The organism is Companilactobacillus miaonis, from assembly GCF_036913615.1.
GTDB lineage: Bacteria > Bacillota > Bacilli > Lactobacillales > Lactobacillaceae > Companilactobacillus.
Map to the genome: position 1 here is coordinate 100,986 of NZ_JAYKTX010000005.1, position 17,020 is coordinate 118,005.

The window sequence follows — 17,020 nt, forward strand, 5'->3', positions numbered from 1 at the left end:
ACTAACGACTCTTTAACTCTTCCATCAAAATCTTATTAACAACCTTTGGATTAGCTTGTCCGTGTGTTTGTTTCATGATTTGTCCAACCAAGAAACCAACCGCACGGTCTTTACCATTCTTGAAGTCATCAATTGATTGTTGATTATTATCGAGAATTTCTAAAATCATTGGTTTCAATACTGCTGGATCAGATTCTTGCACAAGTCCTTTATCCTTGACCCATTTTTCTGGTTCAGTACCATTGGTGATTGTTTCTTTAAAGACTTTCTTAGCAATCTTTGAAGAAATTGTTCCGTTAGAAATCAAATTGATCATTTTAGCCAAGTGCTCTGGTGTCAACTTAGTATCTAATAGACCAATCTTCTTTTCATTCAAGTATCCGTTAACTTCACCCATCAACCAGTTAGAAACTAGTTTTGGATTAGCTTTATAGGAGACAGCTTCATCAAAGAAGTCCGACATTTCCTTAGTATCAGTCAAGACACCAGCATCATATTCAGGAATCCCCAATTCATTGATGTAGTGATCACGTCTTTTAGCAGCTGATTCAGGCAAACTAGCTTTGATTTCTTCAATCCATTCTGGAGTAATATCATAATCTGGTAGGTCTGGTTCTGGGAAGTAACGATAATCATCGGCACCGGACTTAACACGCATTAAGAATGTTTCACCAGTCTTTTCATCAAAACGTCTTGTTTCTTGACCAATCGTGCCACCACTCTTTAAGATAGCAGCTTGTCTTTGTTCCTCATAAGCAAGACCTAATCTAACGTGGTTGAAAGAGTTCAAGTTCTTTAACTCAACTTTTGTACCATAAGTATCTGAACCAACGGGACGAATTGAAATATTAGTATCGACACGCATTGATCCTTCTTCCATCTTAACATCAGAAGCACCAGTAAACTGAATAATCTTACGAAGATTTTCAAGATATTGATAAGCCTCTTCTGGTGAGTGCATGTCAGGCTTTGAAACAATTTCAATCAAAGGTGTACCCTGACGGTTCAAATCGACGTATGAATAGCCATTATTACCGTGAGTATTCTTACCAGCATCTTCTTCAACGTGAAGTTCTTCGATACCGATCTTCTTCTTTTTACCATCAACTTCAATTTCAATAAAACCATCATGACCCAATGGCTTATCTTGTTGAGTAATTTGGTAAGCCTTAGGATTATCTGGATAGAAGTAGTTCTTACGATCAAAGTGAGTGTGATTTTCAATATTAGCATTCAAGGCCAAACCAACCATGATACCTAAACGATAAGCATTTTTGTTAACAGTTGGTAATGTTCCTGGAAAACCAAAATCAATTACGTTGGTATTGATATTAGATTCAGCACCATAAGCAACGGGTGATGGACTATACATCTTTGAATTAGTCTTTAATTCAACGTGGACTTCCAGTCCGATAGTTGTTTCAAAATTCATTAGTCTTCCCCCTTTAGTGCAGTTGGTATTTGTTCATAAAATTTATTTTCTTCTTGTAAGGCAAAGGCCGCATTCAAGACCTCTTGTTCAGCAAATGGTTTACCGATAATTTGTAATCCAACTGGCAAGCCCTCAGCAAGTCCAGCAGGAACTGATGCAGCTGGAAGACCAGCTAAGTTAGCAGGAATTGTCAAAATATCGTTCATGTACATTGCCAATGGATCGTCAACTTTTTCACCAATCTTGAAAGCAGGTGTTGTCGTTGATGGTCCCATAATCAAATCATAGTCTTTTAAAACATTAGTCATTTCATTAATAAAGATAGTTCTAACTTCGGCAGCTTTCTTGAAGTAAGCATCGTAAGCACCAGCAGACAAAGCAAAAGTACCTAACATGATACGACGCTTTACTTCTGGACCAAAACCTTCTGAACGTGAGTTAACAAACAAATCGTTAATGTTCTTAACGTCCTTAGCACGGTATCCATAACGAACACCATCGTATCTTTGCAAGTTAGATGAAGCTTCACTAGATGCCAAGACATAGTAAACTTCAACCGCATGTTTCAAAGTTGGTAGACTAACTTCTTCAACAGTTGCGCCCATCTTCTTATATGAATCTAGTGCCTTATTGATATTGTCTAAGACATCTTGATGAGTACCTTCTTGCCAGAATTCCTTAGGAACGGCAATCTTTACTCCGGTCATATCCTTGTTCAAATTGGCACGATAATCAGGAACTTCTTTTTCTGAACTAGTTGCATCATGATCATCATGACCAGCGATAACTGATAAAACAGAAGCTGAGTCTTCAACACGTTTTGTCATAACTCCAACTTGATCAAGACTTGAAGCAAAGGCAATAACGCCCCAACGAGAAACACGACCGTAAGTTGGCTTGATTCCAAAAATACCATTAAAAGCAGCTGGTTGTCTGATTGAACCACCAGTATCAGTACCTAGAGCAGCAACTACTTGACCACTGGCAACAGCAGCAGCAGAACCACCAGATGAGCCACCAGGAACACGACTGAAGTCCCAAGGATTAACAGATGTTCCAAAGTGAGAAGTTTCAGTGGATGAACCCATAGCAAATTCATCAAGGTTTGTTTTACCGATATCGATTGCACCGGCTTTATCCAATTTATCCATAACTGTAGCGTTGTATACAGGCATGAAATTGTACAAGATCTTACTTGCAGCAGTAGTCTTGATACCATTTGTCACGATATTATCTTTGATAGCGATTGGAATACCAGACAATAAGCCTTTAATACCATCGGCGTCAATCTTTTTAGCATCATCAACAGCCTTGTCGTTAACAGTGATAAAAGTATTAAGTTTGTCTTCTTTGGCATTGATCTCAGTCAAAGTTTGCTTAGTTAATTCTTCTGCAGTCAATTCTTTGTCGGATAATTTCTTATGCAATGAATCGATTGTTTCCTTCATGTAATCCACTATTCATCGTCCTCCTTGTCAACAATTGTTGGTACCTTAATAAGATTGTTGTCAGTTTCAGGAACATTCTCTAACATTTGTTCTCTAGTTTGAGTATGAATTCCCTTATCTTCACGAAAGACAGTGTTAGTGTCACCCATGTTGTAAGTTGGCTCTACGCCTGTTGTGTCAACACTTGCTAAATTATCTTCCATGTTAACGATTTTACCTAATTGACTGACAAAATCGTCTACTTCATCATCTTGAAGTTTTAAGTTAGCTAATTTAGCAACGTGTAAAATTTCATCTTTTGAAATCATTTAGTTTCTCCTTTTTAATCTGCATCATAAACGTGTGAAGTGAATTTACCATTCGTACGTGTCACAAATGACTGTTGCTCATCAACAGTTTGAATACTGATATCCAAATCTGCCCCTGAAGGCAAGTACTTCGAGGCACTTTGTTGTACGAATTGCGTAAAACTAGTAATCTGTGCCAAACCATCGAATTGCGTATTGATCGTAATATCCAATGACTTCAAAGTATCACCATCGTACTTAGCTTGAGCCGTTACCCCAGATAAATTAGGGAAGTAATCTTGGATGTGGTCTTTGAAGTTAGAAAAGGCATCAGCATCACTACTGTTAATTGCATTTTCACCATTAACAGTTGGTAACATTTGATTCTTGTAGTCCAAATCTTTCCAGCTACCTAGGCTACCACTCTTGCTGATGGAATATTGGAAATAAGTTCCACCAACTAAAGTATCTTGTGGAGCAACTGAATACAAGGCGACGACAATTGGAATATCACCAACTTCTTTATCTGCCCGAAGTCTTTTAACTACTTCTTTAGCAATTCTTTCACCTTGTTCTTTTTGTTGTTCAGTACTGATAGAGGTCTTATAAGTAGCACCATACTGCTTCTTTTGGTAGTAGTCGATTTTATTCATCGCAATACCGATCGACATCCCCGCCAACTTGTATTTTCCATCTTGCTTAGTCAAGTAATCCTCTTCTAGCATTTGTTGGAAATACATCGGTGCACGCTTATCTTCAGCCTTAGAACCATTGTCCTTAGGATTTAAACCGGTTGGATTGGATTTAGATTTTCTACCTAGCCAATTTGACACCTTACTTGCAGTTAAAACTTGTCCTTCTTGGAAAACATAATTGTTCGTTGAAAATTGTTTCTTCGACAAACTCATTAAACCACTTTCAAAACTTCTACTATTGAATTGATTGGTATTGTCAGCAGCCGTGATTCCAGAAATTGGACTCGTTTTGTACTTACCGCCACTTAATAAAACATCATAACTACTTGAATCCGACGAACTAGTCGTTTGGACATTTGTTTTGTTCGTATCGCCACCACCTGATGACAAACTAGAGTTTTGCAAGTTTCCACAGGCAGTTAACAACAACGAACACATTAGTAATAACGATGTAGTTTTTAAGAATTTTTTCAAAACTGATCTCCTACTCTTCATTGTCCAAATAATCCGACAATGTTGCTTCATCAATAATCTGAGTTCCCAATTGCTGAGCCTTCGTTAATTTGCTTCCGGCCTTTTCACCAGCAATCAAAATATCAGTCTTCTTAGTAACCGAACTAGTTACTTTTGCACCAAGATTTTCCAGTAATTCAGTCAATTGAGAACGTTTATAACTTTTTAGTGTTCCGGTTATAACAATTATTTTATCAGTAAAATGGTCATTTGTTTCATTAGAATTAGAACTACCCAAAAAATTCATATTGACATTAACTGATTTTAATTCATTTATTAACTTTTTAACATCACTATTTGCAAAATATGTAGCAATACTGTCAGCAATGATTTCACCCATTGTATTAACTGCAAGGATTTCATCAGCCGAAGCATTCATTATACTATCTAAATCACCAAAATGCTCAGCTAAGATTCTCGCAGCTTTTGCACCGACGTGACGAATCCCTAAACCAAACAACAATCGTTCCACTGAATTACTCTTCGAGTTATCAATCGCTGTTAATAAATTGTTGATAGATTTTTCCTTGAATCCGTCCAAAGTAGCTAAATCGTCTGCAGTTAACTTATAGAGATCCGCTACATCTTGAATCAATTCTTTACTGTAAAGCTGTTCAACAATTTTAGGTCCTAATCCATCAATGTTCATCGCATTTCTAGAAGCAAAATGTGTCAATTGCTCTTTAACTTGAGCAGGACACTTGGGGTTGATACAACGTAGCGCTACTTCATCTTCCAAGTGAATCAATTCTGAATCACAATATGGACAGTGAGTTGGAATCTCAGCTGGCTGTGAATCCTTAGGACGTTTACTCAAAACCACTTGCGATACTTCCGGAATAATATCTCCCGCTTTATGTAATAAAACCGTGTCGCCGATTCGGATGTCCTTTTGTTTGATCATATCGACATTATGCAAAGTAGCTCTGGAAACCGTCGTTCCTGCTAAACTGACCGGATCCATTACCGCTGTTGGTGTTAGAACGCCAGTCCGACCAATCGTCCAACTGATATCATGAACAACTGATTCGGCTTGTTCAGGTGGAAACTTATAAGCAATTTCCCAACGTGGCACTTTGACTGTATTACCTAAACTTTGTTGTGTAGCTAAATCGTTGACCTTTAAAACGACTCCATCGATTCCATAATCAAGATCATCCCGAACTTCACCGTAATGCTCAATAAAATCTTTCACACCGTCAAGTCCAGTTGTAACTTGTGCAGTTGGATTAACATTGAAACCTAATTCTTTAAGCGTCTCAAGTGCCTCATGTTGCGTGGTCACATTTAAGTCATCAAAAGTGACGATCGTGTACATGAACGTGTCGAGTTTTCTTGAAGCGGTGATTTTAGGATCTAATTGTCGTAAACTTCCGGCAGCCGCATTTCTAGGATTAGCAAAGACTTGTTGTCCTTGACTCTCGCGTTCTTGATTCAAACGTAAGAATTCCTTTTTTGACATAAAACATTCGCCACGGACTTCAAACGTCAGTGGTCGACTCAATTTTTGTGGAATATCTTGGATAGTTTTTACATTTTCAGTAACATTTTCACCAATTGTTCCGTTACCACGAGTTGAACCTTGTACTAAGATACCATTTTCATAAATTAATGAAAGTGATAACCCGTCAATTTTTAATTCAACATTATAATCAACTTTATGTCCAACATTTTTTTCAATTCGATCATTAAATTCAGCTAATTCCGCCTCAGAAAAAACATCTCCCATCGAAAGCATCGGAATATCATGAGTTACCTTATTAAAATCAGGTAAAGTCACATCCCCAACTTCCTGTGATGGTGAATCTGGCGTAACTAATTCAGGATACATTTTTTCCAAATCTAAAAGTCGGTTGTAAAGTTGGTCATAAACATTATCTTCAACTAAGGGAGCATCTTTTGTGTAATAAGCTTCACGCCAACTATTTAATTGGGGACGAATTTTATCTAGTTCTTGACTAGCTTGTGCTTTAGTTATTTCAGCCATGCTCTCACCTCTAAATTAATCAGTTACTTTTTTAATTGGTGCATATTCTGCTAATAGTCGCTTGATTCCTTGGCTATCAAAGGCAATGTCCAACTCGGCATTCTTACCATCACCATTGACTTTAACAACTGTTCCACGACCCCACTTCTTGTGATCAACTTTATCGCCAACGTTCCAATGAAGTTTTTCAGCGCCTTGGGCACCCTTGGCTTTCAAAGTTGGTGAAGTAAAGGTGGCACTAGTTGCAGCACGACGGCGACGTTGCTTGAATGATTCGTTGCGACCACCAAGATTGCCAGCATTCGTATTAACTGGTTCTAGAGCATCATCATTGATTTCTTCAACAAAACGAGAAGTAGGATTATTTTGCGTACGACCATAAAGCGTACGACTGAAGGCATTGGTTAAGTATAACCTCTTTTCGGCACGAGTGATACCAACATATGCTAGACGACGTTCCTCTTCTAGATCGTCTTCTTTTAGAAGTGAACGACCTAATGGGAAAATACCTTCTTCCATACCTACTAAAAAGACAACTGGAAATTCTAGTCCCTTGGCAGCATGTAACGTCATCAAGGTAACTTCAGTTTGTTCTTCTTCAATATCGTCTTGATCACTGACCAATGATAATTCAGTCAAGAAAGTCGTCAAACGAGTTTCATCAACTTCCGGATCTGGTTCATAAGCTTGGTCAAATTGCGTCGTAACAGTCAAAAGTTCTTCAATATTTTCAATTCTAGCTTGAGATTCCAAATTATTCTGTTGCTTCAAATCTTCAACATAACCCGAATCTTCCAATAAGTGATTCATCAAAACAGTCATTGATTCAGTTTCTGCCAATTTAGTTAAATCATCAATCACCTTAGCAAAATGGCCAATAGTTTTTCTAGGTTTTGCTGCCAAGGGTGATAATTCAATATTTTCCGCTGCTTCCAATAGTGACCAACCGTGTTCGTCAGCATAACTTTGCAGTTTTTCAATCGTACCAGGTCCAATACCACGTTTAGGACTGTTGATGACCCGTTGAAAACTCATTGAATCGTCATGATTAGCAATCAAACGCAAGTAACCCAAAACATCCTTAATTTCCTTTCGATCATAGAACTTATGCCCACCAATAATTTTGTATGGCATATTAGCTTGCATAAGTTTCTCTTCAAAAGTACGTGATTGTGCATTTGTCCGATAAAGAACTGCAAAATCTCCATAGTTAAAGCCTTGTAGAAGTAAATTCTTAATTTGGTCGACGACGAACAAAGCTTCATCAGATTCATTTTGCCCACGATAGAATTTGATCTTCTCTCCATCAGCATTATCAGTCCATAACTCTTTAGGTTTGCGATTGGAATTGTGATTGATAACTTCATTAGCTGCTTTCAAAATTGTCTTAGTTGAACGATAATTTTGTTCCAGCTTAATTGTCGTAGCTTCTGGATAATCCTTTTCAAAGTTCATAATATTTTGAATATTAGCGCCACGCCACCCGTAAATACTTTGATCAGCATCCCCAACGACACAGACATTACGATACTTACCACCAAGTTGTTTAACTAATTTATATTGAGCTTCATTAGTATCCTGGTATTCGTCAACGTGAATGTATTGGAATTTTTCTTGATACTTTTCCAAAACATCGGGATTTTCATCGAATAATTGACTAGTAGTCATGATCAAATCATCAAAATCAAGCGAGTTGTTGCGATCCATTTCTTTAGCATAAGCGTCATAAACACTGGCTACCGTTTGTTCGTAAGGGCTGGCAGCTACTTGTGCATAACGTTCTGGTGTCAGCAATTCATTTTTAGCATTGCTGATCGTACCTAACAAAGCCCGAGGATCATAACGCTTCGGATCTAAGTTCATCTTCGTCAAAATTTGTTTCATTAAAGTTCTTTGTTCACTAGGATCAGCAATCGTAAACGTCTTAGGCTTTCCCATCTTGTCGATGTCTCTTCTTAAAATTCTTACACAAAGAGAGTGGAAAGTTGAAACCCAAACGTCGCTAGCTGATTCATCTAACAATTTGCCGATTCTTTCTTTCATTTCTTTTGCGGCCTTATTTGTAAAAGTAATTGCTAGAACATGCCACGGCATAACATTTTCTTCTTCAATCAAATAAGCCACACGATGTGTCAAAACTCGTGTCTTACCAGAACCGGCACCAGCCATGATCAACAATGGTCCCTGTGTTGCTTTAACGGCATCTTGTTGCTCTGGATTAAGACCTTTTAATAATGTATTATCCAAAATTCTACTCCCTCAAATCTTTGTGTAAAAAAATTAGTTGCTCTTAAAATAGCTGTTTATATTGTAGCAAATTTTTATGTTAAGAGCGAAAAACTATGGTTGCGTTTCTATTATATTTAGTTAGTGTAATATGCCGTCTTCCGCACAATCCCCGTGATGTACTGGAACGCTGCCGGTGCTATTTTCTGGATATAATTTCTATTCAAATTTTATGCTGAACTACTTTATAACTTAGATACGGAGTTGCTTTTCTAAAATTATTCCAAAATAAAAGGATACTACTTAGATCACAGTAAATTGCTGCATCTAGTAATACCCTTTTTTATTATTTACGTTATTTTACTCAATTTAGAACAGGAATTCAGTTTGTTGCGGAGGACGGCATACTACACCCCCGCTCCAAAAGAATCTATTCTATTCCAAACCTACTCGTTTGAAAATTTCATCGACATTTCTTAAATGCCAGTGATAATCAAAGGCATCATCGAGGTCAGCATCTGATAGCTTGTCTGTTACTCGGTTATCATTTTCGAGCATTGTTCGGAAGTCTTTCTTCTCATCCCAAGCTTTAGCTGTCATCGGTTGAACAATATCATAAGCTTGTTCACGTGAGTAGCCTGCTTCAACTAATTTCAACAAGACACGTTGTGAATAGATCAAACCATGCGTGATATTCATATCTTCTAACATCTTATCTGGGAAGACTGTTAGATCTTTGGTGATCTTAGTAAATCTTCTCAAAATGTAATCTAATAGTTCTGTTGTATCTGGAATAATGACACGTTCAGCTGAAGAATGTGAAATATCACGTTCATGCCACAATGGCACATCTTCTAAGGCTGTAAAAGCATGTCCACGAATAACACGTGCTAAACCTGTTACGTTCTCTGAACCGATTGGGTTACGCTTGTGCGGCATGGCACTTGATCCTTTTTGTCCAGCGGCAAAGAACTCTTCAGCTTCTCTAACTTCAGTTCTTTGTAAGTGACGAACTTCTAGAGCAAATCGTTCGATCGATGTGGCAATCAAAGCCATCGTTTGAATGTATTCAGCATGGAGGTCTCTTGGGAGAACTTGTGTTGAGATCTCTTGAGCACGAATTCCTAATTTATCACAAACAAATTTTTCAACACTAGTTGGGACATTAGCATAACTACCAACGGCACCGCTGATCTTACCGGCTTCGACACCTTTAGCAGCGTGGTCGAAACGTTCGATATCACGTTTAATTTCAGAATACCAGTTGGCCAAAACTAAACCAAAAGTAGTTGGTTCAGCGTGCACTCCATGGGTTCTACCGATCATTGGTGTATCTTTGTACTTCAAAGCTTTTTCTTTAACTACTTCGAGAAATTCATTGAGATCTTCACGAATAATGTCATTAGCTTGCTTCATCAAGTAACCATAAGCTGTATCAACTACGTCAGTTGATGTAAGTCCGAAGTGAACCCACTTTCTTTCTGGTCCTAAATAACGTGAAACGTCTCTTGTAAAAGCTACGACATCATGTTTAGTTTGTTTTTCGATTTCCGCAATTTCAGCGACGTTAAATTTGGCATTTTGAGCAATCAATTTAGCATCTTCAGCCGGAATTTCACCTAGTTTGCTCCAACCTTCAACGGCCGCAATTTCTACTTCTAACCAAGCTTGAAATCTATTTTGGTCAGTCCAAATTGGTTTCATCTGTTCAGTTACATATCTATCAATCATGAATTATTCTACTCTCCAAATATTAGTTGTTAAGATATCATTCTTTAATTCTTCTAAATCATCTGAAAAAATCGAGATATATCCGACATCCCTGTCGGCTTGATTCTTAGCCTTAAAACCTGTGTAATAGTTAAATTTCCATTGAGCTTTTTCCTGAAGTAGATCCAAACTCTGTGCCAAATTACCTTCGATAATTTTTAAAGTAGCGGCATTAGTTCTTGGGAAAATTTCAGGAATTGGCCAATCACAAATCGCTCTGATATGTAATTCAAATTGTGAAACTCCAGTTGCTTCTTGGTAAACATTAGCTGAATAATTAGTTCCAGGAAAAATTCCCTTAACGTACAAGACACCCGACTCTGACAAAATAAATCCAATGCCAAAGATTCCTACGTAATTAACATTTTCAGCTACCAACAAAGCAACTCGCTGCATTTCAGCTTCAACATCTGGATCATTCTTTTTATAAATAAAAGAACTCATCAAATGTTCGCCATCATAAATCTCCTGGATCATTGGAAATGTATGAATCTTCCCATCTTTACTTTTACTTACCATGATAGAATATTCCGACTTGGTTTCGATCCAAGCTTCCAAAATGTATGTTCCATCTTTTAGTAATTGATAAACGTGTTCCACATCTTCTTCGTTGTAAAGGATATGACGTTTTAAAACTTTTTGATTTCGCGTGATTGGTTTCAAGATACAAGGGAATCCAATTTCATCAATAGCTTTTTTAATATCATCAACAGTCACAATAGAAAAAAATGGTGGAACATTTAATTTCAAGTCGTTTAAGAAGGTTCTTTCGATGTATCGATCTTGAACAATTGCCAAGAGATCAGCCCCTTGAGCAACGTTAAAGGTTTTCGACAACTCTTTTAACAAAGCACTGTCGAAATTTTCATCCATATACAAGAGAAGATCACTTCTATGGCCCAATTCGCTTAGATTCTTTATTTCCTCTAAGGTACCGACTAAATAACTGTCAGCAGCTTGAATCGCAATATCATTCTCTTCATCTGTTAAGAGCATCGTCCGAAAACCCATTCTCTTAGCTTCTAATTCAAAAATATAAGTTTCACTGCCGCCACCAATTATGCCTAAAGTTTTACCGGGCGCAATAAAAGTCATAACTCCACCTTCTTAATTACTACTCGTCTTCTTTTCCAAAGACAACTTGTCCGTTCTCAAAAGCTGTAATTCTAGCTAGTGAATAGATTGGAATACCTGATTTGTCGATCATTTGTCTTCCCTTTTGGAATGACTTTTCGATCACGATCCCGATACCAGCCAGTTGGGCTCCAGCAGCATCAATAATCGTATTCAAGCCATTAACTGCTTGACCATTAGCCAAGAAATCATCAATGATCAACACTTTATCACTACTTGAAAGATACTTTTTAGCGATACTGATGTGATTAGAAGTTTTCTTAGTGAATGAATAAACTTCTGATGAATAAAGATCATCACTCAATGTTACGGATTTGTGTTTTCTAGCAAAAACAACTGGTACTTGGAATTTCAAGCCAGTCATCACTGCTGGGGCGATTCCGGAAGATTCAACCGTTAAGATTTTGTTGATTCCTTCATTTTTAAAATGTTCGTAAAATTCTTCGCCCATTTTTTCCATTAACATTGGGTCAATTTGATGGTTTAAAAAACTATCAACCTTTAATACGTCTTTACCTAAAACGCGACCATCCTTTTTGATTCTTTCTTCTAGTTCCTTCATTACAAGTTCTCCCCTATTTAATAGAATAATTAGAGTCTATCATACATGTTTTTCACTTGATACCTTCATCATACTTTTTAAGATTATATTTTTGTATAATCCGAATAATTTTACTTGTATAGCCTGGATCGGTCGCATATCCATCAGTTTGCAATGCGACTGCGGCATCAATATAATCCTTCGATTGCAGAACTTGCTTGTATTGCTGCGAATTCCACGTTGTACCATTGACTAACAATTGTGTATGATCCTTCATCGACTCACGAAAATCCGAATAAACCCGAAAACGCCCGTTGATTGTTACCCACTGACCGTCAGTATATTCCTTCGTCTGCAAAACTTTCGTATTATTGGGGTCCGACCCCTTGATACCAAAGTAATTATTGTACTGGCTAGCTAAAGTACTAGTTCCCCAGTCACTCTCCAAAATAGCTTGAGCAATCGTGATACTTGGTAACACACCATAAGTTTGCCCTAATTCCACAGCGTATGGTGAAACTTTTTTAATAAAAGCGGCGTGCTTTTGTTGAACCGTTTCAACTTGCGTCTCGTTTTGATGCTGGACATATCTCCTGTAACCAAAGAAGCTGATAACAAATACAGCCACGATTGCTAATAAAATTACAGTTGTATTATTGTATTTCCGACTTTTGTGCCGCCTTTTTGTATATCTTCTCTTTTGTGGCAATTGATCTATCCCTTTTAAGTTTATTAATTCTAATTATAGCCGATAACTTTGAAAAATTTGTGATTTGAAACAGAATTTTAATAATGTTTCTGCTTTAAATAATTCACCCAAAAAGACAAAGCTAAAACTTCTAAAATAGCGGAGAATAAGAAGATACTCTTGTACCCAAATCCAGTCGCAATCACTGCCGCAAACATCGGACCCAAAACATTTCCAAATGCCTGCGCTGATTGATTATAACTAAAAATCCGACCAAAAATAGTCGACGGTACATTTCGTACAGTTAAAATTTGAATCGAAGGAATCAAAGCCGCATCAGATACCCCGAGAACAAATCTTAAAACTGTTAACTGCCAAACGCCTGTCACGCAACTAGTCAACACTAAACTGACGATGGCTAAACTTAAAAAAATTATCAGACTTCTAATTGCACCGATTCGATCAATAAAACCGCCAATCAACCCTGCCGTCAAAATTGTTGCCAATCCTGGAGCAGAAGAAACGATTCCAGTCACTATAACTAAGTTATTGCTATTAGAATTGAGCTCTTTGACGAATAAACTGATCATTGGTGTAATTGCATTGGTCGTCGCTTGAATAGCTAAGAGGGAGCCAAATAGTGCTAAAAAGAAACTGCCACCGATCTTTCTCATTATTGGTAAAACCGGCTGTAGATTCTGCTTTTTGATCAATGTAAAAGTTTCCTTAACAAATAATAAGGTTAAAAGAAAAACCATCCCCATTAAAAAACTCGTTAGGAAAAAAGCTCCTCGATATCCTAACCAAGTTGCCAAAAAACCTCCTAACAACGGTCCAATTAAAGTTCCAGTGATACTTCCAGTGACTAATTTACTCAAAACTTTACCCTGAATACCTTTAGGTACTGAGACAGACATCAGAGCATTGGCATTATTGATGTAGCCAGAAAAGGCTCCTTGTAAAGCTCGAAAAAATAGTAGCCACCAAACATTAGGTGACAATCCAACCATCAAGATAGTTATGGTCATCACTCCGGAAGCTCGTAAACACATCAACTTTCGACCTTTTAAATCAGCTAGCCTTCCCCAAAGTGGGGAGACAAGAGCCTTCATTAGATAAGTCAAAGAAAAAGCTGCTGCCCCTAAAAAATTTAATTGGGTACTCGAAAAATTACCTAAGGTGTCGATGAACAAGACAATAAATGGTAACGTCATCGCATTTCCCATATCGGTAATAAAGCTGCCGAACCAAAGAACTTTAAAATTCTTTCTCCATGTGTCTTCCATATTCACCACCCTCTACACATCAGGTTTTAATCATAAAACACTAATGTTTAGTTAATGTAAATTTTCTGTAAAGATTTCAGAGAACCTTTTTGAAGACACCAAAAAAGCCAATCCGTTGGATTGGCTTAAAATTCAAAGTTTATTAAAGTTTATAATTAGTCCTTAACAACGTTTGAAGCTTGTGGTCCGCGATCGCTATCTTCGATATCGAATGTTACAGATTGACCTTCTTCAAGTGTCTTGTAACCGTCACCTTGGATTGCTGAGAAGTGAACAAATACGTCACTACCATCTTCGCGTGTAATAAAACCATAGCCTTTTTCTGCGTTAAACCATTTAACTGTTCCGTGTTCCATCAGACTATTCCTCCTGATAAATAATATATTAGTTGTGCATTTATTTCGTGGTACATTATGGAAGAAAGTCTAAAGTACGAAACATTCAAACCATCCGAACCATTCACCATTCAAAAATACAACTCTTATAGTAACATGATTAACAACTTATTACAATCTAAGTTAAATAAAGTTTTCCCCGATAAATGCCTAAATTTTAACATCTTCAACGTAAGGAATTGAATTCTGTGCTCCCTTAGTTTGAACAGCAATTGATGAAGCCTTACTAGCAAACTTCATTGCTTCAACGACATTGCCTAAGTCAGAATCTAACTTAGCTGCCAGATAACCAATAAAAGTATCACCAGCTGCGGTTGTGTCAATCGCCGACACTTTGTAAGCGTCAACAAATTCTTCTTTACCTTCAGAGTAATAAAGTGATCCCCTGCTACCAATAGTTATTATAACACGGTTTATGCCCATTTTATTCAATTTCTCGGCAGAATTTATAATAGATTTTTTGTCTTCAACTTTTACACCCGTTATAGCGCTCGCTTCAGTTTCATTTGGAACGATAATGTCCGTCAATTTTAATAATTCTAGTGGAATATCATCCTTTGCTGGGGCGGGGTTTAGTATCGTGATGACACCGTTTTCCTTGGCAATTTTAAAAGCTTCAATCGTTACAGAGATTGGAGTTTCAAATTCTGAAATTAAACAGTCACTTTTTTTAATTGTTTCTTTTGCGGCGTTAATATCGTCTATACCGATTGTCTGATTGGCCCCACCGTAAATCAAAATACTGTTTTGACCCTTCTCATCTAAAAGAATATAGGCCTTTCCAGTACCAGCTTCAGACGTCTTCGTGACATGATCAATATTTAAACCATCCTTTTTAAAAGTGTCGAGCATAAAATCTGCCGCATGGTCATCACCAATTTTACTAACAAAGGAAGTATTTGCTCCTGCTCTAGTAGCAGCTAAAGCTTGATTGGCACCTTTACCGCCACCAGCGCTTGATTGACCATCCATCGCCATCGTTTCTCCAGGCAATGGCAAACGCTTGATGTTCAATATCGTATCAACGTTGGTTGATCCTAATACAACAATCTTCTTCATATTAAATAGTCCACCTTTTTATTAACATTTAAGAATTTTCTCTAATATCAATTAATTATATTATCAATAGTAGGTTATTTACCACAAGTTCACGCTCATATTTTTTCAAATAATGATAAAATATATTTTTAGTTAATAAAAATTCAAAGGATAAGTTTATGAAAAGAACAGCCAAACTCAGCTTTTATTTCGTTTTATTCGTTATTTTCGGTCTGATTGGGATGTGGATGCCGCTTCTTGGTGATGACTTACACTGGGGAACTTACTTTGGGAGTAATTATTTCCCTAATGGTATCTTTACCTATTACGATGGGCGCTATCTTGGTGATCTTTTAGTCATTTTGATGACCAAAATCAAAACCGTTGCCTTTTTAGCTTACGGAATCTTTCCCACAACAATTGTTTATTTAATTCAAAAGATTCGTGAAGAGATTTCTCCTACAAAAAATATTGGATTAGTTTCCAGTGCCATTGCTGCTACTGCAATTCTTTTAAGTCCAGTGATGATTTTTAAACAAATTTTAGGTTGGCACGCCGGTTTTGCTAATTACTTACCTTCCGCTATTTTTCCATTATTCATGCTCTACCTGGTCTTAAAGAACTACGAAAACAAACATGTACATTATTATCGTACACAAATGGTATTGATTTTCTTAGCTGCCGTTGCAGCCCAGTTCTTTGCCGAACACGTTACTTTATTGAACTGTTTCAATGTCGTTTTAGTTTGGATTTTCCTTAGAAAACACTTTGGTGATGAATTCAAAAAGATTCTCAACCTCATTTTAGGTGGAAATTTCCTTGGGGCAATCTTGATGTTCATCAACGGTGCCTATATCAAAATCCTCTTTGGTTCCGATGCTTATCGCTCTGTTTCTGGGTCAGGCTCTAAAGATACACTATTCCATTATCTACGAATCACTTATACACCAAAACATCTGATCATCGTTGGAACAGCAGTCTTGATTTTCTCAATCTTCACTATTTTTTACAGTTTAAAACTCAAGAACATTAAACAAAAAATTGCTAACTTTGCTTTATTACTATCAACTTATGTCGTTATCGCACCATTTATCATCGTTTCACCATTCGGTTCCAGATGTATGTTCGCTAGTTACGTTTTCCTAGTTACAATTTTTGCAGTCAATTTCGATATTTTCTTCAATAATTACGGAAAAATCCTCTTACCGTTGTTTGGATTGGTGACACTAGTTCTAGGAGTTAGAATGGATTACCTTTCCCATGACTATGGTCAAACCTTTGATATGCAAATTAGATATTCGCAATATCAAAATACCATCACGCGTGACACACAGTACTTCTTGCAATATCGTAATGACAAGTACATTTGGATGACCGGTCCTATTCAAACAGACAATAATTTTTCTGAATTGTACGTCACCCACAAGGATCGTAATATGGTTCCAATTAATTATTACGACTGGACTGACGCTCAAAGAAAACTTAAAAATAAGAAATTCAAGAATCAAACTGATTATATGAAGGCTTTCGACAAACAAATTTTGAAAAAAGTTAAATTGATTGAAGCTAAAGAAAAATAA

The 17,020-nt window shown here is 37.1% G+C and carries 14 protein-coding genes; 1 reads left to right on the forward strand and 13 read right to left on the reverse strand.

The features are described 5' to 3' along the window. Position 1: 1 nt before the first annotated feature. The 13 genes from gatB to rbsK form a co-directional block, all read right to left on the reverse strand. Entirely contained in the window at positions 2 to 1,432 is a 1,431-nt protein-coding gene (gatB, locus tag U8521_RS05565; RefSeq protein WP_334332192.1) for an Asp-tRNA(Asn)/Glu-tRNA(Gln) amidotransferase subunit GatB, read from the reverse strand. Continuing rightward, the gene (gene gatA / locus U8521_RS05570) at positions 1,432 to 2,889 is read right to left on the reverse strand and encodes an Asp-tRNA(Asn)/Glu-tRNA(Gln) amidotransferase subunit GatA (RefSeq protein WP_334352117.1); all 1,458 of its coding nucleotides are present in this window, start codon (positions 2,887 to 2,889) and stop codon (positions 1,432 to 1,434) included. Before gatA ends, gatB begins: the two co-directional genes overlap by 1 nt. Further along, the gene (gatC, locus tag U8521_RS05575; protein WP_334332190.1) at positions 2,889 to 3,188 is read right to left on the reverse strand and encodes an Asp-tRNA(Asn)/Glu-tRNA(Gln) amidotransferase subunit GatC; all 300 of its coding nucleotides are present in this window, start codon (positions 3,186 to 3,188) and stop codon (positions 2,889 to 2,891) included. The genes gatA and gatC overlap by 1 nt, the downstream gene beginning before the upstream one ends. A gap of 14 nt (positions 3,189 to 3,202) precedes the next feature. Further along, positions 3,203 to 4,336 (reverse strand): CamS family sex pheromone protein, encoded by a 1,134-nt coding sequence (locus U8521_RS05580; protein ID WP_334332189.1) that lies wholly within the window; start codon positions 4,334 to 4,336, stop codon positions 3,203 to 3,205. A gap of 10 nt (positions 4,337 to 4,346) precedes the next feature. Continuing rightward, positions 4,347 to 6,362 (reverse strand): NAD-dependent DNA ligase LigA, encoded by a 2,016-nt coding sequence (ligA, locus tag U8521_RS05585; RefSeq protein WP_334352118.1) that lies wholly within the window; start codon positions 6,360 to 6,362, stop codon positions 4,347 to 4,349. A 15-nt stretch (positions 6,363 to 6,377) separates the two neighbouring features. After that, positions 6,378 to 8,612, reverse strand: a complete 2,235-nt coding sequence (pcrA, locus tag U8521_RS05590; RefSeq protein ID WP_442886127.1) for a DNA helicase PcrA — start codon at positions 8,610 to 8,612, stop codon at positions 6,378 to 6,380. Between the two features lie 411 nt (positions 8,613 to 9,023). After that, on the reverse strand, positions 9,024 to 10,319 hold the full coding sequence (gene purB, locus U8521_RS05595) for an adenylosuccinate lyase (RefSeq protein WP_334332186.1): 1,296 nt from the start codon (positions 10,317 to 10,319) through the stop codon (positions 9,024 to 9,026). Positions 10,320 to 10,322: 3 nt separating this feature from the next. Continuing rightward, a complete protein-coding gene (locus U8521_RS05600; RefSeq protein ID WP_334332185.1) occupies positions 10,323 to 11,453 on the reverse strand; it encodes an ATP-grasp domain-containing protein in 1,131 nt (376 codons plus the stop codon). 19 nt (positions 11,454 to 11,472) lie between these two features. Beyond that, complete coding sequence (locus U8521_RS05605; protein ID WP_135371458.1) at positions 11,473 to 12,054, reverse strand: xanthine phosphoribosyltransferase; 582 nt, start codon at positions 12,052 to 12,054, stop codon at positions 11,473 to 11,475. Positions 12,055 to 12,106: 52 nt separating this feature from the next. Beyond that, a complete protein-coding gene (locus U8521_RS05610; protein ID WP_334332184.1) occupies positions 12,107 to 12,742 on the reverse strand; it encodes a glycoside hydrolase family 73 protein in 636 nt (211 codons plus the stop codon). A gap of 77 nt (positions 12,743 to 12,819) precedes the next feature. Next, positions 12,820 to 14,007 carry an MFS transporter gene (locus U8521_RS05615; RefSeq protein ID WP_334352120.1) on the reverse strand — a complete coding sequence of 396 codons (1,188 nt, stop codon included), beginning with the start codon at positions 14,005 to 14,007 and terminating at the stop codon, positions 12,820 to 12,822. Between the two features lie 155 nt (positions 14,008 to 14,162). Continuing rightward, positions 14,163 to 14,363 carry a cold-shock protein gene (locus U8521_RS05620; RefSeq protein ID WP_057812991.1) on the reverse strand — a complete coding sequence of 67 codons (201 nt, stop codon included), beginning with the start codon at positions 14,361 to 14,363 and terminating at the stop codon, positions 14,163 to 14,165. Between the two features lie 189 nt (positions 14,364 to 14,552). Further along, entirely contained in the window at positions 14,553 to 15,461 is a 909-nt protein-coding gene (gene rbsK, locus U8521_RS05625) for a ribokinase (protein WP_334352121.1), read from the reverse strand. A 158-nt stretch (positions 15,462 to 15,619) separates the two neighbouring features. Between rbsK and U8521_RS05630 the strand changes: the two genes are divergently transcribed. Beyond that, positions 15,620 to 17,020: a hypothetical protein gene (locus tag U8521_RS05630; RefSeq protein WP_334332181.1), complete on the forward strand. Its 1,401-nt coding sequence runs from the start codon at positions 15,620 to 15,622 to the stop codon at positions 17,018 to 17,020.

Bases quoted from the DNA above. Each gene is read 5' to 3' on its own strand.
- ligA (WP_334352118.1), bottom strand. From the start codon at position 6,362: ATGGCTGAAATAACTAAAGCACAAGCTAGTCAAGAACTAGATAAAATT.
- U8521_RS05600 (WP_334332185.1), bottom strand. From the start codon at position 11,453: ATGACTTTTATTGCGCCCGGTAAAACTTTAGGCATAATTGGTGGCGGC.
- U8521_RS05605 (WP_135371458.1), bottom strand. From the start codon at position 12,054: ATGAAGGAACTAGAAGAAAGAATCAAAAAGGATGGTCGCGTTTTAGGT.
- U8521_RS05630 (WP_334332181.1), top strand. From the start codon at position 15,620: ATGAAAAGAACAGCCAAACTCAGCTTTTATTTCGTTTTATTCGTTATT.
- purB (WP_334332186.1), bottom strand. From the start codon at position 10,319: ATGATTGATAGATATGTAACTGAACAGATGAAACCAATTTGGACTGAC.
- U8521_RS05620 (WP_057812991.1), bottom strand. From the start codon at position 14,363: ATGGAACACGGAACAGTTAAATGGTTTAACGCAGAAAAAGGCTATGGT.
- rbsK (WP_334352121.1), bottom strand. From the start codon at position 15,461: ATGAAGAAGATTGTTGTATTAGGATCAACCAACGTTGATACGATATTG.
- U8521_RS05615 (WP_334352120.1), bottom strand. From the start codon at position 14,007: ATGGAAGACACATGGAGAAAGAATTTTAAAGTTCTTTGGTTCGGCAGC.
- gatC (WP_334332190.1), bottom strand. From the start codon at position 3,188: ATGATTTCAAAAGATGAAATTTTACACGTTGCTAAATTAGCTAACTTA.
- gatB (WP_334332192.1), bottom strand. From the start codon at position 1,432: ATGAATTTTGAAACAACTATCGGACTGGAAGTCCACGTTGAATTAAAG.